The sequence below is a fragment of the Bhargavaea cecembensis genome, from assembly GCF_000826125.2.
GTDB classification, from domain to species: domain Bacteria; phylum Bacillota; class Bacilli; order Bacillales_A; family Planococcaceae; genus Bhargavaea; species Bhargavaea cecembensis_B.
Map to the genome: position 1 here is coordinate 1,575,846 of NZ_LN651373.1, position 24,912 is coordinate 1,600,757.

Annotated in this window: 29 protein-coding genes, 2 pseudogenes and 1 riboswitch; of the genes and pseudogenes, 1 reads left to right on the forward strand and 30 read right to left on the reverse strand. The window is 58.7% G+C overall.

Annotation, left to right across the window (positions count from 1 at the left end):
• Window positions 1–13: 13 nt before the first annotated feature.
• The 22 genes and pseudogenes from folD to BN1189_RS13320 form a co-directional block, all read right to left on the reverse strand.
• Window positions 14–877 (reverse strand): bifunctional methylenetetrahydrofolate dehydrogenase/methenyltetrahydrofolate cyclohydrolase FolD, encoded by an 864-nt coding sequence (folD, locus tag BN1189_RS13215; protein ID WP_040228702.1) that lies wholly within the window; start codon window positions 875–877, stop codon window positions 14–16.
• Window positions 878–903: 26 nt separating this feature from the next.
• The gene (nusB, locus tag BN1189_RS13220) at window positions 904–1,281 is read right to left on the reverse strand and encodes a transcription antitermination factor NusB (RefSeq protein ID WP_040228704.1); all 378 of its coding nucleotides are present in this window, start codon (window positions 1,279–1,281) and stop codon (window positions 904–906) included.
• Window positions 1,282–1,393: 112 nt separating this feature from the next.
• Window positions 1,394–1,795: an Asp23/Gls24 family envelope stress response protein gene (locus BN1189_RS13225; RefSeq protein ID WP_257125422.1), complete on the reverse strand. Its 402-nt coding sequence runs from the start codon at window positions 1,793–1,795 to the stop codon at window positions 1,394–1,396.
• A 16-nt stretch (window positions 1,796–1,811) separates the two neighbouring features.
• Entirely contained in the window at window positions 1,812–3,179 is a 1,368-nt protein-coding gene (accC, locus tag BN1189_RS13230) for an acetyl-CoA carboxylase biotin carboxylase subunit (protein WP_040228707.1), read from the reverse strand.
• 12 nt (window positions 3,180–3,191) lie between these two features.
• The gene (gene accB / locus BN1189_RS13235) at window positions 3,192–3,710 is read right to left on the reverse strand and encodes an acetyl-CoA carboxylase biotin carboxyl carrier protein (RefSeq protein ID WP_040228708.1); all 519 of its coding nucleotides are present in this window, start codon (window positions 3,708–3,710) and stop codon (window positions 3,192–3,194) included.
• A gap of 363 nt (window positions 3,711–4,073) precedes the next feature.
• The gene (locus tag BN1189_RS13240; RefSeq protein WP_040228709.1) at window positions 4,074–4,610 is read right to left on the reverse strand and encodes a SpoIIIAH-like family protein; all 537 of its coding nucleotides are present in this window, start codon (window positions 4,608–4,610) and stop codon (window positions 4,074–4,076) included.
• Complete coding sequence (locus tag BN1189_RS13245) at window positions 4,607–5,020, reverse strand: hypothetical protein (RefSeq protein ID WP_040228714.1); 414 nt, start codon at window positions 5,018–5,020, stop codon at window positions 4,607–4,609. Before BN1189_RS13245 ends, BN1189_RS13240 begins: the two co-directional genes overlap by 4 nt.
• 72 nt (window positions 5,021–5,092) lie before the next feature.
• Window positions 5,093–5,254 (reverse strand): hypothetical protein, encoded by a 162-nt coding sequence (locus BN1189_RS16195; protein ID WP_179860958.1) that lies wholly within the window; start codon window positions 5,252–5,254, stop codon window positions 5,093–5,095.
• Window positions 5,255–5,259: 5 nt separating this feature from the next.
• The gene (locus BN1189_RS13250) at window positions 5,260–6,159 is read right to left on the reverse strand and encodes a stage III sporulation protein AE (RefSeq protein ID WP_306610719.1); all 900 of its coding nucleotides are present in this window, start codon (window positions 6,157–6,159) and stop codon (window positions 5,260–5,262) included.
• A 25-nt stretch (window positions 6,160–6,184) separates the two neighbouring features.
• The gene (locus BN1189_RS13255; RefSeq protein WP_040228718.1) at window positions 6,185–6,556 is read right to left on the reverse strand and encodes a hypothetical protein; all 372 of its coding nucleotides are present in this window, start codon (window positions 6,554–6,556) and stop codon (window positions 6,185–6,187) included.
• Between the two features lie 9 nt (window positions 6,557–6,565).
• Window positions 6,566–6,769 carry a SpoIIIAC/SpoIIIAD family protein gene (locus BN1189_RS13260; RefSeq protein WP_040228719.1) on the reverse strand — a complete coding sequence of 68 codons (204 nt, stop codon included), beginning with the start codon at window positions 6,767–6,769 and terminating at the stop codon, window positions 6,566–6,568.
• Between the two features lie 180 nt (window positions 6,770–6,949).
• Window positions 6,950–7,420: pseudogene (efp, locus tag BN1189_RS13265) on the reverse strand (elongation factor P); the annotation flags it as partial.
• Window positions 7,421–7,656: 236 nt separating this feature from the next.
• Window positions 7,657–8,028 carry a hypothetical protein gene (locus BN1189_RS13275; protein ID WP_040228718.1) on the reverse strand — a complete coding sequence of 124 codons (372 nt, stop codon included), beginning with the start codon at window positions 8,026–8,028 and terminating at the stop codon, window positions 7,657–7,659.
• A 9-nt stretch (window positions 8,029–8,037) separates the two neighbouring features.
• Window positions 8,038–8,241: a SpoIIIAC/SpoIIIAD family protein gene (locus BN1189_RS13280; RefSeq protein ID WP_040228719.1), complete on the reverse strand. Its 204-nt coding sequence runs from the start codon at window positions 8,239–8,241 to the stop codon at window positions 8,038–8,040.
• Window positions 8,242–8,421: 180 nt separating this feature from the next.
• The gene (efp, locus tag BN1189_RS13285) at window positions 8,422–8,979 is read right to left on the reverse strand and encodes an elongation factor P (RefSeq protein ID WP_040228721.1); all 558 of its coding nucleotides are present in this window, start codon (window positions 8,977–8,979) and stop codon (window positions 8,422–8,424) included.
• 21 nt (window positions 8,980–9,000) lie between these two features.
• A pseudogene (locus BN1189_RS13290) lies at window positions 9,001–9,375 on the reverse strand (M24 family metallopeptidase); the annotation flags it as partial.
• A 354-nt stretch (window positions 9,376–9,729) separates the two neighbouring features.
• Window positions 9,730–10,287 (reverse strand): elongation factor P, encoded by a 558-nt coding sequence (gene efp, locus BN1189_RS13295; RefSeq protein WP_040228721.1) that lies wholly within the window; start codon window positions 10,285–10,287, stop codon window positions 9,730–9,732.
• A gap of 21 nt (window positions 10,288–10,308) precedes the next feature.
• Window positions 10,309–11,370 carry a M24 family metallopeptidase gene (locus BN1189_RS13300; RefSeq protein ID WP_040228723.1) on the reverse strand — a complete coding sequence of 354 codons (1,062 nt, stop codon included), beginning with the start codon at window positions 11,368–11,370 and terminating at the stop codon, window positions 10,309–10,311.
• Between the two features lie 2 nt (window positions 11,371–11,372).
• Window positions 11,373–11,813, reverse strand: a complete 441-nt coding sequence (gene aroQ, locus BN1189_RS13305) for a type II 3-dehydroquinate dehydratase (protein ID WP_040228724.1) — start codon at window positions 11,811–11,813, stop codon at window positions 11,373–11,375.
• A gap of 59 nt (window positions 11,814–11,872) precedes the next feature.
• Complete coding sequence (locus BN1189_RS13310) at window positions 11,873–12,301, reverse strand: hypothetical protein (protein WP_040228725.1); 429 nt, start codon at window positions 12,299–12,301, stop codon at window positions 11,873–11,875.
• 215 nt (window positions 12,302–12,516) lie between these two features.
• On the reverse strand, window positions 12,517–15,078 hold the full coding sequence (locus tag BN1189_RS13315; RefSeq protein WP_040228726.1) for a vitamin B12-dependent ribonucleotide reductase: 2,562 nt from the start codon (window positions 15,076–15,078) through the stop codon (window positions 12,517–12,519).
• 203 nt (window positions 15,079–15,281) lie between these two features.
• Entirely contained in the window at window positions 15,282–16,115 is an 834-nt protein-coding gene (locus BN1189_RS13320) for a lipoate--protein ligase family protein (RefSeq protein WP_040228728.1), read from the reverse strand.
• 143 nt (window positions 16,116–16,258) lie between these two features.
• Here BN1189_RS13320 and BN1189_RS13325 point away from each other — a divergent pair, with 143 nt between their 5' ends.
• Window positions 16,259–16,645 carry a rhodanese-like domain-containing protein gene (locus tag BN1189_RS13325; protein ID WP_040228729.1) on the forward strand — a complete coding sequence of 129 codons (387 nt, stop codon included), beginning with the start codon at window positions 16,259–16,261 and terminating at the stop codon, window positions 16,643–16,645.
• 934 nt (window positions 16,646–17,579) lie between these two features.
• Here BN1189_RS13325 and gcvPB read toward each other — a convergent pair.
• The 8 genes from gcvPB to BN1189_RS13370 all read right to left on the reverse strand — a co-directional run bounded on the left by gcvPB (window position 17,580) and on the right by BN1189_RS13370 (window position 24,854).
• Window positions 17,580–19,067, reverse strand: coding sequence for an aminomethyl-transferring glycine dehydrogenase subunit GcvPB (gcvPB, locus tag BN1189_RS13335; protein WP_040228732.1), 1,488 nt, complete (start codon window positions 19,065–19,067; stop codon window positions 17,580–17,582).
• Window positions 19,060–20,406 carry an aminomethyl-transferring glycine dehydrogenase subunit GcvPA gene (gene gcvPA, locus BN1189_RS13340; RefSeq protein WP_040228733.1) on the reverse strand — a complete coding sequence of 449 codons (1,347 nt, stop codon included), beginning with the start codon at window positions 20,404–20,406 and terminating at the stop codon, window positions 19,060–19,062. Before gcvPA ends, gcvPB begins: the two co-directional genes overlap by 8 nt.
• Window positions 20,407–20,423: 17 nt before the next feature.
• Complete coding sequence (gene gcvT / locus BN1189_RS13345) at window positions 20,424–21,497, reverse strand: glycine cleavage system aminomethyltransferase GcvT (protein ID WP_082194269.1); 1,074 nt, start codon at window positions 21,495–21,497, stop codon at window positions 20,424–20,426.
• Complete coding sequence (gcvT, locus tag BN1189_RS13350) at window positions 21,494–22,603, reverse strand: glycine cleavage system aminomethyltransferase GcvT (protein ID WP_040228735.1); 1,110 nt, start codon at window positions 22,601–22,603, stop codon at window positions 21,494–21,496. Before gcvT (BN1189_RS13350) ends, gcvT (BN1189_RS13345) begins: the two co-directional genes overlap by 4 nt.
• Window positions 22,604–22,736: 133 nt before the next feature.
• Window positions 22,737–22,829, reverse strand: a riboswitch (glycine riboswitch).
• A gap of 182 nt (window positions 22,830–23,011) precedes the next feature.
• Complete coding sequence (locus BN1189_RS13355; RefSeq protein WP_040228737.1) at window positions 23,012–23,524, reverse strand: shikimate kinase; 513 nt, start codon at window positions 23,522–23,524, stop codon at window positions 23,012–23,014.
• Window positions 23,525–23,715: 191 nt separating this feature from the next.
• Window positions 23,716–24,210 carry a competence type IV pilus minor pilin ComGF gene (gene comGF, locus BN1189_RS13360; protein ID WP_179860959.1) on the reverse strand — a complete coding sequence of 165 codons (495 nt, stop codon included), beginning with the start codon at window positions 24,208–24,210 and terminating at the stop codon, window positions 23,716–23,718.
• A complete protein-coding gene (locus BN1189_RS13365) occupies window positions 24,158–24,460 on the reverse strand; it encodes a hypothetical protein (RefSeq protein ID WP_040228739.1) in 303 nt (100 codons plus the stop codon). Before BN1189_RS13365 ends, comGF begins: the two co-directional genes overlap by 53 nt.
• The gene (locus tag BN1189_RS13370; protein ID WP_040228741.1) at window positions 24,450–24,854 is read right to left on the reverse strand and encodes a hypothetical protein; all 405 of its coding nucleotides are present in this window, start codon (window positions 24,852–24,854) and stop codon (window positions 24,450–24,452) included. The genes BN1189_RS13365 and BN1189_RS13370 overlap by 11 nt, the downstream gene beginning before the upstream one ends.
• Between the last annotated feature and the right edge of the window lie 58 nt (window positions 24,855–24,912).

The following is a 24,912-nucleotide window of genomic DNA, read 5'->3' on the forward strand; positions in this document are numbered from 1 at the left end:
GCCGGTTTTCAGCTCAGCAGCGGCCTTCCTTGAATGCTCTTCTGGCGCTTTCAAGCGTGTTCGACATGAGCATGGCGATGGTCATCGGACCGACCCCGCCGGGAACCGGGGTGATCTTTGAAGCGACCGGCAGGACGGCGTCAAAGTCGACGTCTCCCCGGAGCTTGCCGTCTTCACCGCGGTTGATGCCCACGTCGATGACGACGGCCCCGTCTTTCACATGTTCCTTGTTGATCATCCCTTCGCGGCCGACTGCCGCGACAAGGATGTCGGCCTGCTTCGTCACGGAAGGGAGGTCTGCCGTTTTCGAGTGGCAGATCGTGACGGTGGCGTCCTGCTGCAGCAGAAGCATGCTCATCGGCTTGCCGACAATATTGCTCCGGCCGACGACGACTGCGTGCTTTCCTTTGAGGGAGACTCCGCTCCGTTCCAGCATCACCATGATGCCGAGCGGCGTGCACGGCACGAAGGCGTCCAGGCCGGCCATCAGTTTGCCGGCATTGATCGGATGGAAGCCGTCCACGTCTTTGTCCGGCGAAATCGCCGAGATGATCCGCTGTTCGTCGATCTGCTTTGGAAGCGGCAGCTGGACAAGGATGCCGTGGATGGCCGGATCGCCGTTCAGCCGGTCGATTTCGCCGAGAAGTTCACTCTCCGACGTCTCCTCCGCCATGCGGATCACTTCCGAGTGCATGCCGAGCGCCTTCACCGTGCGCTCTTTGCTTCCTACATAGGAAGCCGATGCCGGGTCGTTGCCGACGAGGATGACGGCGAGGCCCGGTGTGCAACCGTCCTGCTTGAGGCGCTCCACTTCCCGCCCCACTTCTTCCTTGATCTGCCTGCTGATTTCTTTTCCGTCAATGATCTTGCCGTCCAAGCGATTCACTCCAAGCTGTTAAGGATTCATTCCGAGTATTTGGAGAGGACCCCGTTGACAAACCGGCCCGAAGTCTCGTCACCGAACGTCTTGCACAGTTCGATGGCTTCGTTCAAGACGACTTTTGCAGGGGTGCCTTCCATATATTGCAGTTCATAGACCGCCATGCGAAGGACCGTGCGCTCCACTTTCGGCAGCCGGTCAAGCGTCCAGTTCTCCAGTTTGGACCGGAGGGAGCCGTCGATTTCGGCCCGGTTTTCAAACGTTCCGTTGACGAGCTGTTCATAAAAGGGATCCGTTTCTTCGCCGACGATGTGCCTCATGGCCTCTTGCGGGCTCATTTCGGTATTGTCCAGCTGGAACAGCGTCTGCATGGCCTTTTCGCGTGCTTCATGTCGTTTCATATCGGGCAGTTCTCCTCTTTTTCTTCGTTCTGGTTTATGATAGCACATTTCCCGCCGGACATCCGGACCGAGCCGAAAAAACAGACCGCCGCCCGGATGGACGGCGGTCAGGTCATTGTTTGTCGGCCGGCGGATCGAACTGGATGCCGGTGATATGGACGTTCACTTCCTGTGCTTCGATGGCGGTCATGTTCTGGACGGTTTGCCGGACCGTCTCCTGGATTTTCCTGGCAACCGCCGGGATGGTGTAGCCGTACAGCACCGTGCAATAAATATCGATGAACAGGCCTTCATCCCCGTAATCAAGCTTGACCCCCTTGCCGTGGACTTTTTTGCCGAACTTTTCCGCGACGTCGCTCGCAAATGTGCCGCGGGTGTCCGCAACCCCTTCGACTTCCGTCGTGGCGATCCCGACAATCACTTCAAGCACTTCCGGGGCAAGTTCAACCTTGCCGAACTCATCTTTTTCCGAGACTGCCGCATGTTCATTGGAAGGAATCGATTTATCAGCCATCCGGTTCATCCCTTTCTCAGTCTTGTCCTGCCTCTTCAGCCATGACATCGTATTTTTCGAGGAACTTCGTATCAAAATCCCCTGATTTGAACACTTCATGATCCATAAGGTTCAGATGGAACGGGATCGTCGTGTCCACTCCGTCGACGACGAATTCGGACAGGGCCCGCTTCATCCGCGCGACCGCCTCTTCTCGGGTGTCGGCGAACGTGATGAGCTTGGCCACCATCGAGTCGTAGAACGGCGGGATCGAATAGCCGGTGTAGACGGCGGAGTCCACCCGCACCCCGTTGCCGCCCGGCGCCATGTACATGTCCACGCGGCCCGGGGACGGCATGAAATTCCTCGCCGGGTTTTCCGCGTTGATCCGGCATTCGATCGCCCAGCCGCGGATCTTGATATCCTCCTGGCGGTAAGCGAGGGGCTCGCCCGAGGCGATCTTCAGCTGCTGGACGATGAGGTCGATGCCCGTCACCATTTCGGTCACGGGATGCTCGACCTGGATCCTCGTGTTCATTTCCATGAAATAGAACTTGTCGTTCACATGATCATAGATGAACTCGACTGTGCCCGCCCCCCGGTAGCCGACGGCCTCGGCCGCCTTGACGGCCGCCTCGCCCATCTTCGCGCGGGTCTCTTCGGAAAGTGCCGGTGACGGCGCTTCCTCGACGAGCTTCTGCATCCGTCGCTGGATCGAGCAGTCCCGTTCGCCGAGGTGGATGACGTTCCCGTACTTGTCCGCCAGTACCTGGATCTCGACATGCCGGAAGTTCTCGATGAACTTCTCCAGATAGACACCCGGGTTCCCGAAGGCGGCCGCAGCCTCCTTCTGGGTGATTTCGACCCCTTTGCGGAGTTCGGCCTCATCACGCGCTACCCGGATGCCCTTTCCTCCGCCGCCCGCCGTCGCTTTGATGATGACGGGGAAGCCGATCTCCCCGGCCACCCGGAGGGCGTCTTCAGGACCGTCGACAATGCCGGTCGAGCCGGGCACGACCGGAACGCCCGCCGCCCGCATCGTCTCGCGCGCCACGTCTTTCGTGCCCATCTTGGAGATGGCGTCGGCGGTCGGTCCGATGAATTCGACGTTGACTTCCTCGCAGAGCTCGGCGAAGTCCGCGTTTTCGGCGAGGAATCCGTAACCCGGATGGATGCCGTCGCAGCCGGTCATCTTGGCGACGCTGATGACATTCGTGAAGTTGAGGTAGCTGTCTTTTGAGAGCTTCGGCCCGATGCAATACGCCTCGTCGGCCATCTCCACATGGAGGGCGTCGCGGTCGGCCTCAGAGTAGACGGCCACTGTCTGGATCCCGAGGTCGCGGCATGCACGGATGATGCGGACCGCGATTTCTCCCCGGTTTGCAATGAGTACTTTCTTCAGCATGGCAGACCCTCCTTATTCCGGCTTGACGAGGAATAGAGGCTGGCCGTACTCAACAAGCTGGCCGTCTTCCACGAGAACCTTGACGATTTCCCCGCTCATTTCCGCTTCGATTTCGTTGAACAGCTTCATCGCTTCGACGATGCAGACAACGCTTGCAGGCTTTACTTTGTCGCCGGGCCGGACAAATGCCGGTGCGTCCGGGGACGGCGATTCATAGAAAGTCCCGACCATCGGAGATTTCACTTCCTCAAGTCCTTCTTCCGGTTCGGCTGCAGCCGCAGGGGCTTCTTTCTGCGCGGCCGGCTCTTCCTTCTGCTCGGCAACGGCGGGCGCTGCAGGAGCTGCGGGAGCGGCCGGCGCTACAGGTGCTTGCTGCGTGACTTCCGGTGCGGAAGGGGCAGCGGAAACGGCTGTGAAGGCGCCGCCTTTTTTCAGCTTGATCTCCCCTTCTTCCGTCTTGTACTTGAATTCTTCAATCCCCGATTGGTCGATGAGTTTGATGATTTCTCGGATTTCCTGGATTTTCAGCATTTCGACGACTCCTCTTACTTTTGAAATGGGTACCCTTTCATTTTAGACGTTTCTCTGACTTTTTGAAACTGTTAACGGGGAATTGGCCGGATTTGGGCCTGCGGGAGGATTCGAATCCCCGTTGATTTCCGTTGCAGGCGGACGCTTTCTGCGGGCACGGCTTCAGTCGACGCCAATACGAAGATTGGCGTCTGCGCCCAAAAGCGATAGCGTTGGGCGGCATCGCGGGGCCTTCAGCTCGCGCTGTTCCCGCTAGAGTCGCCGCCTTCCACTCCAATCACCTGATAGTAACAGTTGAAGACCTTGCGGAAGCTTTACAATTCTCCAAACAACAAGAAAAAAGGCCTTCCGGAGGAGGCCTTGTCATTTTTCGGATTTGAAGTCGACCTGGACGGTTCTTGCATCATTCCACTCGCTCTTGACGGTGTAGACGATCTGGTCGGCCTGGGCGGGGGACATTTCCGCCGCGATGACGTTCACCTTCACACTGCCGTCTTCCGCCCTGACCACCGCGTCTTCGTACCCGAGGTCTTTGATGAGCATTTCAAGCATCGCCTCCGCGGTCTCCCGTTTCGTGAGGGTCTGCATCTCGTCGAATGCGGCATTCCGTTCCTCTGCGGTCATGTCTTCGGAAGTGATCTTCTGCGTGAGCTGCTCCCTCAGCTGGCTGCGCTCGTTGCGCACTTCCATCCGCATCTCTTCGAACAGGTAGCTTTCCGCGAAGACCGGGGTCGTGTCCTTGCCCGCCTCCCCGAGTTCGGTGCCGTCCAGCGTATCGCCGGAGAAGATCGTGATCCCGTCAAATGGTTTCGGCGCTTTTTCGAACAAGTAATACACTCCGATCACTGCCGTCAGGCTGAGCAGCGTGAGCAGCCAGACGCCTCTTTTCCTTACTTTCATCGGCCTTCCCCCTCTTTTTTCATTTCCACCACGACGATCCGGTGTTCGGGCAGCTGGAGCACCCCGGACAGGATCCGGGCCAGCTCACTCCGGATTCTCGGGTCTCCGGCTCCTTCGGCGACGACGAGGATCCCTTCGGAAGGCGTGTCCCCCGATGCGCCGGACCCGCCCCCGAAATAGCCGGACAGCGAAAACATCCCGCTTTCCGAATCCGGACCGGCATCCTGCCGGTAGACCTTGACGGAACCGACTCCGCGGATTTCCGAAAGCACGGCTTCAAGATCCGATTGCGCCGGTTCCGTTCCCGCGCCTCCCCGGTCACCGCCGGCCAGGGCCGGCAGCAGGATGATCAGGGCTGCGGCACCGGCGAGCAGGAACAGCCAACTATTCCGTTTCCGCAAATTCTCCATGTCATCCCACGCTTCCCGTCCCTTCCGCCATGGTGATCCATCCTGAGACAATGTATGCCGTATCCGTACAAGCTATGCACCCGCGAGCCGTGCCGCACACCGGATCATCCAGAGCAGCACCGCCAGCTTGACGAGCGGAAGAATGCGCTCCTGCTCCTCATCGCCGAGAAGGAGCGGCAGAACCGCGGCAAAGAACAGGAGAGAGACCAGCCCGCCCATAAATTCACCCAACATCCCGTTCACCCCGTTCCCGCGATCAACTTGATCAGAACCACGGCGAGCAGCACCGTATAAAAAACCGCGAAAGCTACGATGAATGTAATGCCGCAAAGAACGAACATCGTCTTCCCGAGATCGTCGAACAGGCCGGACAATTCCTCACCCGCGAACGGCTCGCTCAGCGCCGCCAGCCATTTATAGAAAAAGGCGGTGAGCAGCACCTGGGCTGCCGGGATAAGACAGACGACGAGGATCGTCCCGATGAGCCACCCGCCCGCCATGGCCGCGGTGCCTGCCGAGTATTTGCCGAAAACCCCGAGCGCATCCGTGACAAATGAGCCGATCAGCGGAATGTTTTGCCGGAGCAGCACTTTCAGCGGCTCGCCCGCGGAGCCTGAACCGGCCCATGCCATGACGCCCGTGGCCGTGATGAACAGCGTGTAACAGGCCGCGATCACCGAGACCGCGCCGAGGATCGTCACCCGGATCATTTCCGCGATCCGCGTGAACGGAATATCCGGCACAAGCCGCGAAAGGTAATCAAATAAAAAGCTGACCGTCAGCAGCGGAATGAGCCACTTCCCGCCGAGGACGACCGAGCCCTGCACGAACAGGAACACCGCCGGATTCCAGCCGGCGATCGTCAGCGCCCCGCCCGCTGCCGCCATTCCGGACGTGAGGAGCGGATAGACGCCGAGGAACAGGCCGGTCATCTTGGCGGTGAGCCCGTCCAGCATCCGGAGCGCTTCCGCCGCCGGGCCGAGCGCCATCGTGCCGGCCGTCAGAAACAGGAGGACCCTTGTCCATTCCCTGAACGCCGGAAAAAGGAAATCTGCGATGAGTCCGGCCGCACAGAGGATGAGGACGGTCTGAAACAGCCGGACGACCGGAGCGGCTGCCGCAAGTATAAGATCCGCCAGGAAAGGCCCCCCCTTTCACGCCCGGTCAAGGCAGGAGGCCGAGCACCGTCCCGGACGCCTCGAGCAGCCGGTCTGACCAGGCGGCCAGGATCAGCAGTTTGGCCGCCGTGTGGGAAATCCGGCCGACCGCTCCGAACCCGGCATCCTCCATCATCGATTTAAATGAATCCGATAGATAAAAGATCAGCGCAGACCCGGCTAGCAAGCCGAGCAGGCCGGCGGCGGGGATGTCCGCCCCCGCCAGTGTCCGGATGGCCGGCACGAGAAGTTTCATGGCGAGCTGCGCAATCAGAAGGAAATAGAAGATCATCAGAAAAAACGGCAGCAGGCCCGGCGCATGCGACTGGATCAGGATCAGCAGGAAGGCGGCGATCACCGCCGTAAGAATGATGTCCATCCGTCCGCCTCACGCCGCCAGCCACTGGAAAAATGCGATGATTTCATTGAAGAACAGCCGCAGGAACCGGAGCATCTCGGCCGTAATGTACAAATACGCGATAAAAAACAGAAAAAAGGAAAACTCCTTCTTGCCCGTCTGCTCAAAAAACAGGTGAAGGAAGGCGATGACGAGCCCGATGCCGGCGACCCGAAGGATGTCCTGCAGCTCCAAATGACGGCCCTCCCGTTTTCATGATCGGTTGCATAGCGGGTTGCGGACGAAGCGGACAACGGGTGCGCGAACAAGCGGAGGATCCGCCGGCCGGCTTCATCCTGTTGTTGCTTAATGTATGTACATGATTTTCCCCATATGAAAAGGCCCCCGCTTTGTGCGGAGGCCTTGCGGTGTTTCTCATGCACGGGAGACGTAGTCGCCTTCCGATGTGTTGATGATCAGCTTGTCGCCGGTGTTGACGAAGAACGGAACCTGAACGACGAGGCCGGTTTCCATTGTCGCCGGCTTGGAGCCGCCGCTGGCCGTGTCGCCCTTGATGCCCGGCTCGGTGTCCGTGACTTCCAGTTCGACCGTTGCCGGCAGTTCCACACCGAGCGTCTCGCCCTGGTACTGGATGATGTGGACTTCCATGTTTTCCTTCAGGAACTTCAATTCATACTCGATCTGGGAAGCATTGAGCTCGATCTGTTCGTACGAGTCGTTGTCCATGAACACGTGCTCGTCGCCGCTCGCATACAGGTACTGCATGCGCCGGTTGTCGATCTGGGCGCGTTCGACCTTCTCCCCGCCGCGGAATGTCTTTTCCGTGACGTTGCCGTTGCGAAGGTTGCGCAGCTTGGACCGTACGAATGCCGCCCCTTTNGCCGGTCATCTTGGCGGTGAGCCCGTCCAGCATCCGGAGCGCTTCCGCCGCCGGGCCGAGCGCCATCGTGCCGGCCGTCAGAAACAGGAGGACCCTTGTCCATTCCCTGAACGCCGGAAAAAGGAAATCTGCGATGAGTCCGGCCGCACAGAGGATGAGGACGGTCTGAAACAGCCGGACGACCGGAGCGGCTGCCGCAAGTATAAGATCCGCCAGGAAAGGCCCCCCCTTTCACGCCCGGTCAAGGCAGGAGGCCGAGCACCGTCCCGGACGCCTCGAGCAGCCGGTCTGACCAGGCGGCCAGGATCAGCAGTTTGGCCGCCGTGTGGGAAATCCGGCCGACCGCTCCGAACCCGGCATCCTCCATCATCGATTTAAATGAATCCGATAGATAAAAGATCAGCGCAGACCCGGCTAGCAAGCCGAGCAGGCCGGCGGCGGGGATGTCCGCCCCCGCCAGTGTCCGGATGGCCGGCACGAGAAGTTTCATGGCGAGCTGCGCAATCAGAAGGAAATAGAAGATCATCAGAAAAAACGGCAGCAGGCCCGGCGCATGCGACTGGATCAGGATCAGCAGGAAGGCGGCGATCACCGCCGTAAGAATGATGTCCATCCGTCCGCCTCACGCCGCCAGCCACTGGAAAAATGCGATGATTTCATTGAAGAACAGCCGCAGGAACCGGAGCATCTCGGCCGTAATGTACAAATACGCGATAAAAAACAGAAAAAAGGAAAACTCCTTCTTGCCCGTCTGCTCAAAAAACAGGTGAAGGAAGGCGATGACGAGCCCGATGCCGGCGACCCGAAGGATGTCCTGCAGCTCCAAATGACGGCCCTCCCGTTTTCATGATCGGTTGCATAGCGGGTTGCGGACGAAGCGGACAACGGGTGCGCGAACAAGCGGAGGATCCGCCGGCCGGCTTCATCCTGTTGTTGCTTAATGTATGTACATGATTTTCCCCATATGAAAAGGCCCCCGCTTTGTGCGGAGGCCTTGCGGTGTTTCTCATGCACGGGAGACGTAGTCGCCTTCCGATGTGTTGATGATCAGCTTGTCGCCGGTGTTGACGAAGAACGGAACCTGAACGACGAGGCCGGTTTCCATTGTCGCCGGCTTGGAGCCGCCGCTGGCCGTGTCGCCCTTGATGCCCGGCTCGGTGTCCGTGACTTCCAGTTCGACCGTTGCCGGCAGTTCCACACCGAGCGTCTCGCCCTGGTACTGGATGATGTGGACTTCCATGTTTTCCTTCAGGAACTTCAATTCATACTCGATCTGGGAAGCATTGAGCTCGATCTGTTCGTACGAGTCGTTGTCCATGAACACGTGCTCGTCGCCGCTCGCATACAGGTACTGCATGCGCCGGTTGTCGATCTGGGCGCGTTCGACCTTCTCCCCGCCGCGGAATGTCTTTTCCGTGACGTTGCCGTTGCGAAGGTTGCGCAGCTTGGACCGTACGAATGCCGCCCCTTTGCCCGGCTTGACGTGCTGGAAATCCAGAACCCGGTAAATGTCTCCGTCGACCTCGATCGTCAGGCCGGTCTTGAAATCGTTCACTGAAATCATGTTGTTTCCTCCAATGGTTGTTTATAGGATGATAAGTTCTTTCGGCGAGGAAGTGATGACCTCGCGTCCGTCTTCGGTGATGATGGCATCATCCTCGATCCGGACCCCGCCGAGGCCCGGAACATAGATGCCCGGCTCGACCGTGACGGCCATGCCCGGTTCGAGCTTCATGTCCGAGCGGAACGACAGCGCGGGCCCCTCATGCACTTCAAGCCCGATGCCGTGGCCGGTCGAGTGGCCGAACGCCTCGCCGTAGCCGTGCTCTTTGATGTAATCCCGTGCGACGGCGTCCGCCTCTATTCCCGTCATACCCGGTTTGAGCGCATCCAAAGCACGCTTTTGCGCCTCGAGTACGATAGAGTAGATGTTTTTCAGTTCTTCGGGCGGTTCGCCGACNATTTCATTGAAGAACAGCCGCAGGAACCGGAGCATCTCGGCCGTAATGTACAAATACGCGATAAAAAACAGAAAAAAGGAAAACTCCTTCTTGCCCGTCTGCTCAAAAAACAGGTGAAGGAAGGCGATGACGAGCCCGATGCCGGCGACCCGAAGGATGTCCTGCAGCTCCAAATGACGGCCCTCCCGTTTTCATGATCGGTTGCATAGCGGGTTGCGGACGAAGCGGACAACGGGTGCGCGAACAAGCGGAGGATCCGCCGGCCGGCTTCATCCTGTTGTTGCTTAATGTATGTACATGATTTTCCCCATATGAAAAGGCCCCCGCTTTGTGCGGAGGCCTTGCGGTGTTTCTCATGCACGGGAGACGTAGTCGCCTTCCGATGTGTTGATGATCAGCTTGTCGCCGGTGTTGACGAAGAACGGAACCTGAACGACGAGGCCGGTTTCCATTGTCGCCGGCTTGGAGCCGCCGCTGGCCGTGTCGCCCTTGATGCCCGGCTCGGTGTCCGTGACTTCCAGTTCGACCGTTGCCGGCAGTTCCACACCGAGCGTCTCGCCCTGGTACTGGATGATGTGGACTTCCATGTTTTCCTTCAGGAACTTCAATTCATACTCGATCTGGGAAGCATTGAGCTCGATCTGTTCGTACGAGTCGTTGTCCATGAACACGTGCTCGTCGCCGCTCGCATACAGGTACTGCATGCGCCGGTTGTCGATCTGGGCGCGTTCGACCTTCTCCCCGCCGCGGAATGTCTTTTCCGTGACGTTGCCGTTGCGAAGGTTGCGCAGCTTGGACCGTACGAATGCCGCCCCTTTGCCCGGCTTGACGTGCTGGAAATCCAGAACCCGGTAAATGTCTCCGTCGACCTCGATCGTCAGGCCGGTCTTGAAATCGTTCACTGAAATCATGTTGTTTCCTCCAATGGTTGTTTATAGGATGATAAGTTCTTTCGGCGAGGAAGTGATGACCTCGCGTCCGTCTTCGGTGATGATGGCATCATCCTCGATCCGGACCCCGCCGAGGCCCGGAACATAGATGCCCGGCTCGACCGTGACGGCCATGCCCGGTTCGAGCTTCATGTCCGAGCGGAACGACAGCGCGGGCCCCTCATGCACTTCAAGCCCGATGCCGTGGCCGGTCGAGTGGCCGAACGCCTCGCCGTAGCCGTGCTCTTTGATGTAATCCCGTGCGACGGCGTCCGCCTCTATTCCCGTCATACCCGGTTTGAGCGCATCCAAAGCACGCTTTTGCGCCTCGAGTACGATAGAGTAGATGTTTTTCAGTTCTTCGGGCGGTTCGCCGACGGCCACTGTCCGGGTGATGTCCGAAATATAGCCGTTGTAGAGCGCGCCGAAATCGAGCGTCACCATGTCCCCCTGCTCGATCTTCTTGTCCGTCGCCACACCGTGCGGGAGCGCAGAACGCTTGCCGGATGCCACAATGATGTCAAACGAGGACGATGTGGCCCCCTGGCGGCGCATGAAGAATTCAAGCTCGTTCGATACGTCGAGTTCCGTGACGCCCGGCCGGATGAATGTGCAGATATGGGCGAATGCATCGTCGGCAATCTTCGCCGCCTGGCGGAGCACTTCCTTCTCCTCGTCCGTCTTGTACATGCGGAGCTTTTCAATGACGCCGGAAACGGGGACGAATTCGACCCCTGCCGCTTTTTGGTACCGGTCGTATTCCGCATACGGGAGCGTGTCTTCCTCGAAGCCGACTTTCTTGATCCCCATGTCCCGGATCACTTCGCCGATCTCATCCGACAGAACACCGGATTGCTTGATGATCCGGTAGCCCTTCACCTGTTCGGCGGCCTGTTCCGTGTAGCGGAAGTCCGTGATGAACACCGCATCATTCTCCGAGATGACGGCGACGCCCGCCGTCCCCGTGAAGCCGGTCATGTAGCGGCGGTTGAACTCGCCCGTCACGAGAAATCCGTCAATCCCCTTTTCCGCAAACATGCTGCGGAACGCCTTCAGTCTGTCCATGATCATTCCCCTTTTCCGTACCGATGGAGGGCGAGCAGCGCGAGTTCATAGCCATGCGTCCCGAGGCCCGCAATCTGGCCGATGCAGACGGGCGCGATGAATGAATGATGGCGGAACTCCTCTCGGGTATGTATGTTCGAAATATGGACCTCGACCGTCGGAATGCCGACGGAAGCCACCGCATCCCTCAGTGCCACGCTCGTATGCGTGAAAGCGCCGGGATTGAAGATGATCCCTTCCATCCCTTCATCCGCCGCTTCGTGGATCCGGTCGATCAGACAGCCCTCATGATTCGACTGGAAAAAGGAGATCCGGGCGCCGAGCTCCCCGGCCTTTTCCCCGAGCCGGGCTTCCACATCATCCAGCGTTTTTGTCCCGTAGATATCCGGTTCCCTTTTTCCGAGCCGGTTCAGATTAGGTCCGTTCAGGCAAAGAATGTCCATATGCCCACCCCCTTCAGCAGATTCCCTATCATTTTATCATATGGTTCCCCCGGGACAACTCATTTCGGGCGGGAAGCCTGCTGCTTTTTCTGAAAAACGGCCGTTTCGGTGACGAACCGGCTGGCGATGAGCACGAGGGCCGCGAACGGGATCGACAGCCGGTCCATGAAATCCCCCATTCCTTCGGGTCGGAGAATGATCCACTCCGCCGGCAGGGCCAGGATGATTCCGATCAGAAAGGCAGTGACCGCGGTCGGCCACTGCGCCAGAAGCATCGAGAGATAATAAACAGCGAGCGTGAAAACAAACAGCCCGGCGAACAGGAGCAACCAGCCGGCGGGCCAGGCGGCGCCCTTCACGCCGATCCGCTCCATCAATCCCGCGGGATGCCAGGAGATGAATTTAAAATACTGCAGGAATCTCAGCCCGAGGCAGACGAGGAGCGCGGTTGCCCCGGCCGTCCAGAAAGGCATCGCCGTGAACTTCATGGTTCATTCCTCCCAAACTTGGTCTTCCTTCCATCCTCCCTAACGGATGCGGGAAATATACATGCCGGGATCGCCGGCGGACGGTCCGGGAGCTGCCGGTCCGGGAGATCCGGGAATATAAAAGCGGAGCGGATGCGCCTGTGCCGGCAACATCCGCTCCGCGGGAAGTGTTAGATAAGTTCGGGTCAGTTCGGGTCGGATCTGTTCGGATCGGATCAGAGGCCGCATTTCAGCTGGGCGCCGCAGTTCGTGCACGAGTTGCAGCCGCCGAGTTCTTCAACGGTGCCTTTGCGGCAGACCGGGCAAGTGTCGCCGATCTCGGAGCCGATCGTCACATTCGTCGAACGCAGATCCTGGATCGTGTCCACGAGGACGATCGGGCGTTTCTCCTCGATCTCTTCCTCCACCCGCTCGTCCATGTCGTTCTCTTCCGCTTTGAGCGTGAGCACCTGGGAGTCGCGGGATCCGTCGACGTAGACCGTTCCGCCTTTCGCCCCGCCACGGTAGAGCCGCTCATAAACGCTTTCGACCTGTTCGACCGTGTAGCCTTTCGGCGCGTTGACGGTCTTCGAGATCGAGCTGTCGATCCAGCGCTGGATGACGCACTGGACATCCGCATGCTCTTCGGTCGTCAGGTCCATCGAAGAGACGAACCAATCCGGAAGATGATCCGCATCCGCATCAGGGTGCCGGCGCAGGTACTCCTCGACGATCTCTGCCTTCACTTCGATGAACTTGCCGAGACGGCCGCTCCGGTAGTATGTGAAGGAGAAGTACGGCTCCAGGCCGGTGCTGACGCCGACCATCGTTCCGGTGCTTCCCGTCGGAGCGACCGTGAGAAGGTGGGAGTTGCGGATGCCGTGTTCGAGGACGCCCTGCCGGATGTCTTCGGGCATTCCCTTCATGAATCCGGTGTTGATGAAGCGTTCACGGAGTTCCTTCGTCTCTTCGTCCGTAGAACCGACGAGGAACGGGAAGCTCCCCTTCTCTTTGGCCAGTTCGATCGATTCCCGGTAGGCGGTCGTTGCGATCGTCCGGAACACATCGTCGACGAGCCGGTTGCCCTCTTGGGAGCCGTACCGCTTGCCGCAATAGATGAGAAGGTCGGCAAGCCCCATGACGCCGAGGCCGACACGGCGTTCGCCGAGCGCCTGCTTTTCGTTCTCGGGAAGGAAGTACGGAGTGGCATCGATGACATTGTCCTGCATCCGGACACCGGTCCGGACCGTCTTCTCGAGTTTTGCGTAATCGACCTGCATCGTCTCGCGGTCCGCCATTTCGGCGAGATTGACCGCAGCCAGGTTGCAGACCGAATACGGTGCGAGCGGCTGCTCGCCGCAAGGGTTCGTCGCGACAACCTGCTGGCCGTACGCCTTGGCGTTCGTCATCGCGTTAGCGTTGTCGATGAAGAAGATGCCGGGCTCCGCCGAATAAGTCGCGCAGATGTTGATGAGGTTCCACAGCTCGCGCGCCTTCATCGTGCGGTAGGTGCGGATGGCAAAGCCCCGCTTCTCCCACTCCCTCACATCGCCCGTCTGGTGCCACTCTTCGTTGTAGACGGCCATCTCCTCCGGCGTATACTGCTCGACATACGGGAAGCGCAGCCGGTGTTCGCCGTCCTCTTCGACCGCTTTCATGAAATCGTCGGTGAGCGTCACCGAAATGTTGGCGCCCGTCAGGAAGTCGGGATTGTGGACCGAATACGTCCCGCCGTCACGGAGCTTCTGCTCGGCATCGCGGATGATGCCGTCATTGAAGCCGCCCTGGCCCGGGATGTTCTTATAGTTGACGATCCCCTGGTACATCGCTTCCTCCTGCTGGGTGAATGGCTTGAACTTCAGCTTTTCGTTCGCCAGCTTCCGGATATGCTCGTCCCGTGTGTTTTCGACGAGGTAGCGGAGGATCCGCGGATTTTGCATTTTGGAGATGATGAATTCGGCGATGTCCGGATGCCAGTCCGCGAGCATGATCATCTGCGCGCCGCGGCGCGATCCGCCCTGCTCGACAAGGTGGGTGAGCTTGGCGATGTCGTCAAGCCACGACACCGAGCCGGAAGATTTTCCGTTGACTCCGCGGGCAAGCGTATTGCGCGGACGGAGCGTCGAGCCGTTCGTGCCGACGCCGCCGCCTCGGCTCATGATTTCCATGACCTGCTTCCGGTGGTCCGAGATGCCTTCGCGGGAGTCCGCGACATACGGCATGACGTAACAGTTGAAATAAGTCACGTCCGTATCCGCTCCGGCCCCGTAGAGGACCCGGCCTGCCGGAATAAAGTTCAGCGAAACAAGTTCACGGTAGAAACGATCGAACGACTCCTGCCGCTTCTCCTCATCCGCTTCGACGGATGAAAGGCCCGTCGCGTTGCGGAGGGCGATCTGCTCGTAGAAGACTTCCAGCGGCTTTTCGATGACTTCCAGCGGGCGGGATACGATTCCCTTCTCCTGCTCATCGGGATTGTCGATCGCCGAACGGTAGTCGGGTTCGATCCAGATTTCCGCCCGGCCGGCATCCCGGTCGACGGACATCACATAGCCGAGGCCGCGTGCCGGAAACTTCGGATCTTCCTTGACGGTGAGAACGACGAAATCTCCTTTGCCGAGTGTTTTCTTTTCCGTATCCTTGAAGGAATACCGGTCGATCATGACGAGCCGGGAAACGCCGGAATGGCTGATGTTCATTTCTTCCGTCACAGGGTGGACTTGGGGGAACAGTGAAATGTCCGCATTTAATTTCTGCTTGTCCAGTGTCGGACGGTTCTGTTGAGAGGCGATGACCATAAAGAGACCTCCTCCTGTCTTCTATCTGTTTTACACAACATGTTGTGCTTATGTACTTCCCTAATCTACTACATATTGAAACTTGGCTACAAGCATGTAATTTTCGCTTGACTTTTATCTCCGGAAGGCGGACCTTTGCGGCTCATGCTTTTGCGACGTTATGGAAAGAAAAGGGTTGCTTAAAATAAGTCGAAAGTCCCGTTTCACTTTTTGAAATTCCATAGGTCGGAAGCATACTTCTCCCTCTCCAGCCGGGCGACCAGTTCTTCCTGTTCCGGCGTCGGGTTGAAATCAGACAGATTGATGCCAAGCCCTTCGCGGAAACCTTCCCGGAAAGCTTCCACGCACTCCGCCACCGGAACCGGCCTGCCGAGGAGCCCCTCGATGGATACCGCCTTGCCTTCGAGCTTGCGCTTCATCTCACGTCGCTTGTCTTCAGAAGAGAAACGGAAAACGGAGACGAGTTTGTCGAGATCAAGCCCGACCGGAATCGCCCCGTGCTGCAGGATGACCCCTTTCTGCCTCGTCTGCGCGCTGCCCGCCGCCTTCCTGCCGCCCACGACCAGCTCATACCAGCTCGGCGCATCAAAGCAGACCGCGCTCTTCGGCTTTCTGAGCGCTTCCTTTTCTTCCTCGCCCGCAGGCACCGCAAGCTCGGCTTCAAGGCCGACGTTCCGAAATCCTTGGAGAAGGCCCGCGCTGATGACGCGGTAGGCTTCCGTCACCGTCGCCGGCATATCCGGATGGGACTCGGAGACGATGACACTGTAGGTGAGCTCACGGTCATGAAGGACCGCCCGGCCCCCGGTCGGCCGGCGGACGAACCCGAGGCCCTGCTCCCGAACCCGGTCGAGGTCGACAGCCTTCTCCGCCTCCTGGAAATAGCCGATCGACAGCGTCGGCGGATTCCATTCATAGAAGCGGATGACCGGCGGAATCTCCCCCCGGCTGTGCAGATCGAGCAAAGCCTCGTCAAGCGCCATATTGTAGGATGGGCTCTTCGGGCCGGAGTTAATGAACAGCCAATTTTCTGCCATGCCAACATCACCTTTCAAAAACACAGTGGTTCCAGTTTATCATATTTCCGCGCCGTTTTTTTGGACGTGACGTGAATAAATTTCGCGGGCATGGACGGAATGCGGCTCTTCTTTTATAATCGGTTTGAGAGAGAAAGGGGAAAATGGCTGTGACTACACTTTATTTCATCGCGGCGATCTTGTTTGCGCTGATCGTCTATATGCTCGTCACCGTCCTCAGGACCCGGGGGGCCGTGGCGACACTCACGCAAGAGGAATTCATCGCAGGCTACCGGAAGGCCCAGCTGATCGATGTCCGCGAACCGAAGGACTTCGACGCCGGCCACATCCTCGGTGCGCGGAACATCCCGCTCACCCAGTTCAGGCAGCGTTACAAGGAAATCCGGGCGGACAAGCCCGTCTACCTGTATGACCAGAACGGCTCACGGAGCGGAAGGGCCGCGCTGTTCCTGAAAAAACGCGGCTGCACGCAGCTCTTCATGCTGAAGGGCGGCTTCCGGCAATGGACCGGAAAGATCAAAACGAAATAAGCCACGCTGTGCGGGCAAATGAATGCCGTGCCGGAGAGACCGCTCTCCGGCACGGCTTTTGTTTGGTCGGAGTGTGGAGGGATGGAGAGTGCGGCGCAGAGCGAAGCCTGCGCCCTTTCTTCAGAAAGGGGAAGCGGTGCATGCGATTGTGTCCAAGATTTTATATGAATCTGTTTCGGGTTCAATTGCGAAGAAGGGAAAATCGGAGTATGGGTGCCGATTTCGGAGTATGGATGGAAAAATCGGAGTATGGGTGCCAATTTCGGAGTATGGACCGGAAAATCGGAGTATGGACGACAATTTCGGAGCATGGACCGGAAAATCGGAGTTTGGACGACAATTTCGGAGCATGGGCCGGAAAATCGGAGTATGGGCGACAATTTCGGAGTATGGACCGGAAGATCGGAGTATGGACGACAATTTCGGAGCATGGGCGGAAAAATCGGAGTATGGACAACAATTTCGGAGTATGGACGGAAAAATCGGAGCATAGGCGGAAAAGTCGGAGTATGGACGAAAGATTCAGAGATGGTGTCCGGTTCACTTGTAAGTTCTGTTCAAATGAAAAAGAAATCCACGAGACACCTGCGGGAAAAACTAATGCGAATGCACCCGTCCGCACTCCGATTACACTCACCCCCGCTGCGATCACACTCGCCTGTCCTCCGATTACAATCGGCCCTGCTCCGATTACACTCAGCCCCGATCCGATTACACTCGCCTTATCCTCAGTTCGTGAGCTTCTCTCCTTCCGGGCAAAAATCCAACGCGGAACCGGATGCATACCTCACCCATTCTCCGATCCGGCCGCCCGCAGGACTCTAGGCTACCGCGTGCACCGTTACCGAAGGCGGTCCGGCCACATCGTGACCCCACGACAAAAACCTGCAGGGCATAGGCACCTGCAGGTTTTTGATATTCATCCGGACCCGGGTCAGTTCACTGCGACGGGTTCGTTTTCTTCTTTCGGGATGTACTTCAGGACCGGCTTGCGGGCGGCCCGTGTTTCATCAAGGCGGCTGACGACGGTCGTGTGCGGAGCTTCCTGGACGACTTCAGGCGTCTCCTCCGCTTCTTTGGCGATCTTGATCAGCGCATCGATGAACGCGTCAAGCGTTTCCTTCGATTCGGTCTCCGTCGGTTCGATCATCATGCCTTCCTCCACATTGAGCGGGAAGTAGACGGTCGGCGGGTGGAAGCCGAAGTCGAGGAGCCGCTTGGCGATGTCGAGCGTGCGCACGCCGAGCTTCTTCTGCCGGCTTCCGCTCAGCACGAATTCATGCTTGCAGTGCTGGTCGTACGGAAGCTCGTAGTACGGGGCGAGCTTGCGCATCATGTAATTGGCGTTCAGGACGGCATATTCCGAGACGAGCTTCAAGCCTTCCGCCCCCATGGAACGGATGTAAGCGTATGCCCGGACGTTGATGCCGAAGTTTCCGTAGAACGGCTTGATGCGGCCGATCGTCTGCGGACGGTCGTAGTCGAACGTGTACCGGTCGTCTTTCTTCACGAGCACCGGCTTCGGCATGAACGGGACGAGCTCCTTCTTCACGCCGACAGGCCCGGAACCCGGTCCGCCGCCGCCGTGAGGACCCGTGAACGTCTTGTGGAGGTTCAGGTGGACGGCATCGAAGCCCATGTCCCCCGGACGGACTTTGCCCATGACCGCATTCAGGTTGGCGCCGTCATAATACAGCTTGCCGCCGACCCCGTGGATGATCTCGGCCATCTCAAGGATATGTTCCTCGAACAGACCGAGCGTGTTCGGGTTCGTGAGCATGAGCGCTGCCGTGTCTTCACCGACGACCCTGCGGAGGTCATCGAGGTCGACAAGGCCGTCATCGGCCGACTTGACCGTGACCGTGTCAAAGCCCGCGACAGCGGCGGAAGCCGGGTTCGTTCCGTGCGCGGAGTCCGGGACGATGACTTTTGTGCGCTGGTGATCGCCGTTTGCTTCATGGAAGGCGCGGATCATCATGAGCGCCGTCCATTCGCCCTGGGCACCGGCCGCCGACTGCAGCGTCACTTCGTCCATGCCGGTGATTTCGACGAGATGCTCCTGGAGGTCGTACATGAGCGCCATGGCACCCTGGACGGACGACTCATCCTGCAGCGGGTGGATGTTAGCGAAGCCGGATAGGCGCGCCACTTCCTCGTTCACTTTCGGATTGTACTTCATCGTGCAAGACCCGAGCGGATAGAAGCCCGAGTCGATGCCGTGGTTCCGGTTGGACAGGGCCGTGTAGTGGCGCATGATGTCCAGTTCCGACACTTCCGGCAGCGGGGCCGGCTCTTCGCGGAGCAGGCCTTCGGGGATGAGCGCGGAAAGGTCCGCCTCCGGAACATCGAGCTCCGGAAGGCTATAGCCGATCCTGCCCTCCTTGCTGATTTCAAAGATGAGCGGCTGATTTTCGTTATGCATGGATGGCCTCCATTTCCTGCACAAGTGCATCGATTTCTTCCTTCGTCCGAAGTTCGGTCACCGCGATGAGCGTATGGCCCTCAAGCTCCGGATAAGTGAGCCCGAGGTCGTAACCGCCGATGATCTTCGATTCAAGCAGACGCTTGTTGAGCGCTCCGACAGGCTCTTTCGTTTCCACGACGAATTCGTTGAAGCACGGGCCGTCGAACTTGACGTTGAAGCCTGCTTTCTTGAACGCATTGATCGCATACTGGGTCTTCGAAATGTTCTGCCGTGCCATTTCCCTCGTGCCTTCCTTGCCGAGCGCCGTCATGGCGACGGACGCGGCAAGCGCGACGAGGGCCTGGTTCGAGCAGATGTTGGAAGTCGCTTTGTCCCGGCGGATATGCTGCTCGCGCGCCTGGAGCGTCAGCACGTAGCCGCGGCGCCCTTCCTCGTCAACCGTCTCGCCGATCAGGCGGCCCGGAACTTTTCTCATGAGCTTTTCCGTCACGGCGAAATAGCCGCAGTGCGGGCCGCCGAACGATTCGGGAATCCCGAACGGTTGGGCATCCCCGACCGTGATGTCCGCGCCGAGCTCACCCGGAGGGGTCAGCACGGAAAGGGCGAGCGGATTGGAGGAAACGATGAACAGCGCCTTATGTGCATGCGCCAGTTCCGCCGCTTCGCGGATGTCTTCGATCTGGCCGAAGAAGTTCGGATACTGGACCATGACTCCGGCCGTTTCGCCGTCAACCATGCCGCCGAGCGCCTCGTAGTCCGTTTTTCCGTCTTTCATCGGAATGTCGACGACGTCGATCGACTGGCCGGCCGCATAAGTCCGGACGACGGCACGGTACTCCGGATGCACGGCTGCCGAGATGAGCAGCTTCTTGCGGCGCGTGTGGCCCGCGGCAAGCGTGCCGGCCTCGGCGAGCGCCGTCCCGCCGTCATACATCGAGGAGTTGGCGAGGTCCATGCCGGTGAGCTGGCAGATCATCGTCTGGAACTCGAACAGGGCCTGCAGCTCGCCCTGCGACAATTCCGGCTGGTACGGCGTGTAGGCCGTGTAAAATTCGGAACGGGAAATCACATGGTCGACGACGACCGGCTTGTAGTGATCATAGACGCCGGCGCCGATGAATGTGGCGTGGGAAAGGCTGTCGGCATTCATCGCGGCAAGCGCGGACAGCTCCTTCATCAGGTCGGTCTCCGAGAGCGCCGGCTTGATGTCATACTCGCGCTTGAAACGGACTTTTTCAGGGATGTCGGAAAACAGTTCTTCGACCGAATCAATTCCGATTGTCTGGAGCATTTCCTTCTTATCGGTTTCGGTCATCGGCAGATAGCGATGCTTCATTTTATCTGGACCTCTCTTCATTGGGATTTCGGACGCTTGTAGAACGGAGTTTCCACAACTTTCGCCTTCAGGCGGCGCTTTCTCACTTCGACTTCAAGTTCTTCGCCCGGGTTTGCGTATTCCGCACGGATCAGGGCGTTCCCGACATTTTTGCCGATCGTCGGGGACTGGGTGCCGGTCGTCACTTCCCCGACCTTCTCCCCGTCCTTGTAAACCGCATATCCCGTGCGAGGAATTCCCTTGTCGATCATTTCCAGGCCGGCGACCTTCCTCGGCACCCCCGCCTCTTTTTGCCGGGCGAGTGCTTCCTTGCCGATGAAGTCTTCTTCTTTGCCGAGCTTCACGACGAAGCCGAGGCCCGCCTCGAGAGGAGAGACCGAGTCGGACAGCTCCTGCCCGTAGAGCGGGAGCCCCGCTTCAAACCGGAGAGTGTCACGGGCACCGAGACCTGCAGGAAGAAGACCGTCCGGTTCCCCCGCACGCAGGATTTCCGTCCAGAGAGCACGCGCCGACTCCGGCGATGTGTAAATTTCGAACCCGTCTTCGCCTGTGTAACCCGTCCGGGAAACGAGGGCCGGGTGTCCCGCAATCTCCACCCCTTCGCGGAAACGGAAAAACTTGATGTCTTCGAGCGGCTCGTCCGTGAGCCTGGACAGGATCTCCTGTGCAAGCGGCCCCTGCAGCGCGAGAAGCGCATAGTCATCGGAAACATCCGTCACGGAGACNAGGGCCTGCAGCTCGCCCTGCGACAATTCCGGCTGGTACGGCGTGTAGGCCGTGTAAAATTCGGAACGGGAAATCACATGGTCGACGACGACCGGCTTGTAGTGATCATAGACGCCGGCGCCGATGAATGTGGCGTGGGAAAGGCTGTCGGCATTCATCGCGGCAAGCGCGGACAGCTCCTTCATCAGGTCGGTCTCCGAGAGCGCCGGCTTGATGTCATACTCGCGCTTGAAACGGACTTTTTCAGGGATGTCGGAAAACAGTTCTTCGACCGAATCAATTCCGATTGTCTGGAGCATTTCCTTCTTATCGGTTTCGGTCATCGGCAGATAGCGATGCTTCATTTTATCTGGACCTCTCTTCATTGGGATTTCGGACGCTTGTAGAACGGAGTTTCCACAACTTTCGCCTTCAGGCGGCGCTTTCTCACTTCGACTTCAAGTTCTTCGCCCGGGTTTGCGTATTCCGCACGGATCAGGGCGTTCCCGACATTTTTGCCGATCGTCGGGGACTGGGTGCCGGTCGTCACTTCCCCGACCTTCTCCCCGTCCTTGTAAACCGCATATCCCGTGCGAGGAATTCCCTTGTCGATCATTTCCAGGCCGGCGACCTTCCTCGGCACCCCCGCCTCTTTTTGCCGGGCGAGTGCTTCCTTGCCGATGAAGTCTTCTTCTTTGCCGAGCTTCACGACGAAGCCGAGGCCCGCCTCGAGAGGAGAGACCGAGTCGGACAGCTCCTGCCCGTAGAGCGGGAGCCCCGCTTCAAACCGGAGAGTGTCACGGGCACCGAGACCTGCAGGAAGAAGACCGTCCGGTTCCCCCGCACGCAGGATTTCCGTCCAGAGAGCACGCGCCGACTCCGGCGATGTGTAAATTTCGAACCCGTCTTCGCCTGTGTAACCCGTCCGGGAAACGAGGGCCGGGTGTCCCGCAATCTCCACCCCTTCGCGGAAACGGAAAAACTTGATGTCTTCGAGCGGCTCGTCCGTGAGCCTGGACAGGATCTCCTGTGCAAGCGGCCCCTGCAGCGCGAGAAGCGCATAGTCATCGGAAACATCCGTCACGGAGACGTCCCCTTCCGCGTGACGCTGCATCCACCGGACGTCTTTTTCCGTGTTCGCCGCGTTGACTACAACCAGATACTTGTCGCCGGACAGTTTATAGATGAGCAGATCATCCACCGTGCCGCCGTCTTCGTTGCACATGACGGTATACTGTGCACGGCCCTCCGTCAGTTTCGACACATCATTCGTCACAAGCTTTTGAAGAAAAGCGGTGCTGTCCGGACCTTCGACGATCACCTCGCCCATATGGGAAACATCGAACAGCCCTGCGCGGTTCCGGACCGCCTCATGTTCCGCCTTGATGCCGGAAAATTGGACGGGCAGATCCCATCCTCCAAAATCGATCGTTTTTGCACCGTGCTGTTTGTACAGATCGAACAGCGGGGTGCGCAGCAACTCATCGGTCACGCCGTTTTCCTCCCTTTTTCCAGAATAAAAAGACAGAGGCCCCTTGAATCGGGTCCTCTGTCCTGTCACCTGAAAGTTTTCCTGATCGGTTTTCCTCGTTGGTGGCCGGCCTGTCCGGCACTCTCCAGAGATGCGTCCTGTACGAGTCTTTTTGCCTGAGAGATTCATAACAGCTGTTATTTGCTCCTTCGGCGACGCATTTCGCGTTCTCTCCCCGTACATTCATCCGCCCGGCGCATGGCGCCTCGTTATTCAACTGTCGGATTACTTCAAAGCGTCTGCCGCTTTGCCTATATCCTAACATTGAACAGGCAGAAAACGCAATCTTTTTTATGATTCCTTCCATAGACGAATGAAATTCGCAGAGTCGCGCAGATCGTTCGGGAAAGCAGGCGGTGCAGCAGATCTCTACCTGCTTCTCAGCCGCCTGACCTGCCTGGCTGCATATTCCGTGGCCTGGCGCAGCGATCTCCCTTCCGTGTTCACCGTAATATGGGCCGTCTTCCTGTAGATCTTCTTGCGCTCGCCGTAAAGCTGCTGGAGCTCCTCCCGGGTCGAACGCTGCACGATCGGCCGGTTGCGGTCGGTCCTGATCCGGCGCCAGATCTCGTGGAACGGGGCGTTGAGGAACAGGACGAGCCCGGTCTTCCTCATGATCTCCCGGTTCTCTTTCCTCATCGGCGTTCCTCCGCCGGTGGAAATGATGCACCATTCGTCCCGGAATTCATTGAGGAATGCAGTCTCCTGGCGGCGGAAGTAGTCCTCGCCGAACCGTTCGAAGATTTCCGGTATTTTCATGCCCTCCTTTCGTTCAATCTCCCGGTCCATGTCGTAGAAGGGCATCTTGAGCGCGTAGCTCAGCCTCCTGCCGATCGCTGATTTCCCCGAGCCCATGTATCCGATCAGATACACTTTCTTCATCTTCCCACCTGCCTGCCTGTGAAGCCGATTCTTGTGAAACCGATTCGATTTTCATAATCGTATCACGAGTCGCGGCCGATTCCAACAACGTATAGGCGTGGAGTTGGCCGAGATAAGCAGCAGTGGCGGAAAGGAAGAAAGCGGTGCTGAGGAGCAGCAGGAAAAGCGCGGCGGGCAAAGCGGCCCCCGATTCACTCCTCCCCGTTGCGGAACGTAATCGTATGGGTGGTCCTCCTTTCCCGGCCGTTGCCGAAAACGACTTCCAGATTGAGACGATGGCCCTCAAGCGCAAAGCTTGCGGAGGAGACATCGGTCAGCATCGGCTCATGGCCTTTCCGGTCGACCCGTTTTCTCAACAGTGCCCCGTCTTTGAATTCCTCGATATCGATGACTACCCCGCCCCGCCGGACGGAAACGCCTTTTCCGCCTTCCGGGACGGCGATTCCATCGGTCTCCTTCAGATACTCCGAAAACTCGCGGCGGAAAAGCTCCCATTCAACGGCCGAGGGGTCCCCGAGATGAACCGCGGTCTGCCCCGCCCATACGAGGAAGGCGAGAGAGAAAAGGCTGAAAAACGAAAAAATGAGAAGCTGAAGCATCGACTCGGTGAACGTGTAGCCCCTCTCCGGATGATCAAGGAATGATGCAGAGCGATTCCTCGCCCGAAAGCGACCGGTAGGAAACACAGACTCCTCCCCTTTCCATCCACCAGTCAAAGCGGGTGCCGTCGATCAGGTGATGGCCGGCAGATTCGCCGTAGGCCAAGTGGGCATCCGCCGCATCGGCCGCAACCGACGCCGCCTGGGCGGCCAATCGCCGCTCGTCCATCTTCAGCGTCATCCGGTCCGCTGCCGGAATGAGCAGCAGCCATACGACCGACACGACAATGAGGCTGAGCATCGCTTCCGGCCAGGAATAGCCCCGCTCATCGTTCAAACGAAACCCGCCCCTTTCCGATATGCACTTTCAGCTTCAGCGTCCCTGACGGCGCATCAAAGTGGATCGTTCCGAATGCGGCGACCGAACCCCGGGGATTGAATTCGATGTTCCGGAGGGTCCCGTATCTGGAGACGGTCACTCCTTCTGGCAACGCGCGCCTGAACAGGATTTCCGAATTTTCCCCGGAGCCGATGTAACCGGTCCCGTCGCTCGTGAACACGAGCCGTCCGGTGACCCGGTTTGCCAGCGTATAGGACTGGAGCGTCTGGATGTCCGCCTTCAGCTGTTCTTCGAATCTCATCAGGCCGCCGCCCGACGGCACGCGGCCGGCGGCATGGACGGATGCCAGCGTGACGGCGGACACGACGAGCAGCACGAGGACGACTTCCATGAAAGTGAAGCCGGCCTCCCGCTTACGGCTGCGACAGGGTGACTTCCCCATTGTTCAC

Coding starts and splice junctions, on each gene's coding strand:
- nusB (WP_040228704.1), bottom strand. CDS start 1,281: ATGAAACGACATGAAGCACGCGAAAAGGCCATGCAGACGCTGTTCCAG.
- BN1189_RS13225 (WP_257125422.1), bottom strand. CDS start 1,795: ATGGCTGATAAATCGATTCCTTCCAATGAACATGCGGCAGTCTCGGAA.
- accC (WP_040228707.1), bottom strand. CDS start 3,179: ATGCTGAAGAAAGTACTCATTGCAAACCGGGGAGAAATCGCGGTCCGC.
- accB (WP_040228708.1), bottom strand. CDS start 3,710: ATGCTGAAAATCCAGGAAATCCGAGAAATCATCAAACTCATCGACCAA.
- BN1189_RS13240 (WP_040228709.1), bottom strand. CDS start 4,610: ATGAAAGTAAGGAAAAGAGGCGTCTGGCTGCTCACGCTGCTCAGCCTG.
- BN1189_RS13245 (WP_040228714.1), bottom strand. CDS start 5,020: ATGGAGAATTTGCGGAAACGGAATAGTTGGCTGTTCCTGCTCGCCGGT.
- BN1189_RS16195 (WP_179860958.1), bottom strand. CDS start 5,254: ATGTTGGGTGAATTTATGGGCGGGCTGGTCTCTCTCCTGTTCTTTGCC.
- BN1189_RS13255 (WP_040228718.1), bottom strand. CDS start 6,556: ATGGACATCATTCTTACGGCGGTGATCGCCGCCTTCCTGCTGATCCTG.
- BN1189_RS13275 (WP_040228718.1), bottom strand. CDS start 8,028: ATGGACATCATTCTTACGGCGGTGATCGCCGCCTTCCTGCTGATCCTG.
- efp (WP_040228721.1), bottom strand. CDS start 8,979: ATGATTTCAGTGAACGATTTCAAGACCGGCCTGACGATCGAGGTCGAC.
- efp (WP_040228721.1), bottom strand. CDS start 10,287: ATGATTTCAGTGAACGATTTCAAGACCGGCCTGACGATCGAGGTCGAC.
- BN1189_RS13300 (WP_040228723.1), bottom strand. CDS start 11,370: ATGGACAGACTGAAGGCGTTCCGCAGCATGTTTGCGGAAAAGGGGATT.
- aroQ (WP_040228724.1), bottom strand. CDS start 11,813: ATGGACATTCTTTGCCTGAACGGACCTAATCTGAACCGGCTCGGAAAA.
- BN1189_RS13310 (WP_040228725.1), bottom strand. CDS start 12,301: ATGAAGTTCACGGCGATGCCTTTCTGGACGGCCGGGGCAACCGCGCTC.
- BN1189_RS13315 (WP_040228726.1), bottom strand. CDS start 15,078: ATGGTCATCGCCTCTCAACAGAACCGTCCGACACTGGACAAGCAGAAA.
- BN1189_RS13320 (WP_040228728.1), bottom strand. CDS start 16,115: ATGGCAGAAAATTGGCTGTTCATTAACTCCGGCCCGAAGAGCCCATCC.
- BN1189_RS13325 (WP_040228729.1), top strand. CDS start 16,259: ATGGCTGTGACTACACTTTATTTCATCGCGGCGATCTTGTTTGCGCTG.
- gcvPB (WP_040228732.1), bottom strand. CDS start 19,067: ATGCATAACGAAAATCAGCCGCTCATCTTTGAAATCAGCAAGGAGGGC.
- gcvPA (WP_040228733.1), bottom strand. CDS start 20,406: ATGAAGCATCGCTATCTGCCGATGACCGAAACCGATAAGAAGGAAATG.
- BN1189_RS13355 (WP_040228737.1), bottom strand. CDS start 23,524: ATGAAGAAAGTGTATCTGATCGGATACATGGGCTCGGGGAAATCAGCG.
- BN1189_RS13370 (WP_040228741.1), bottom strand. CDS start 24,854: ATGGAAGTCGTCCTCGTGCTGCTCGTCGTGTCCGCCGTCACGCTGGCA.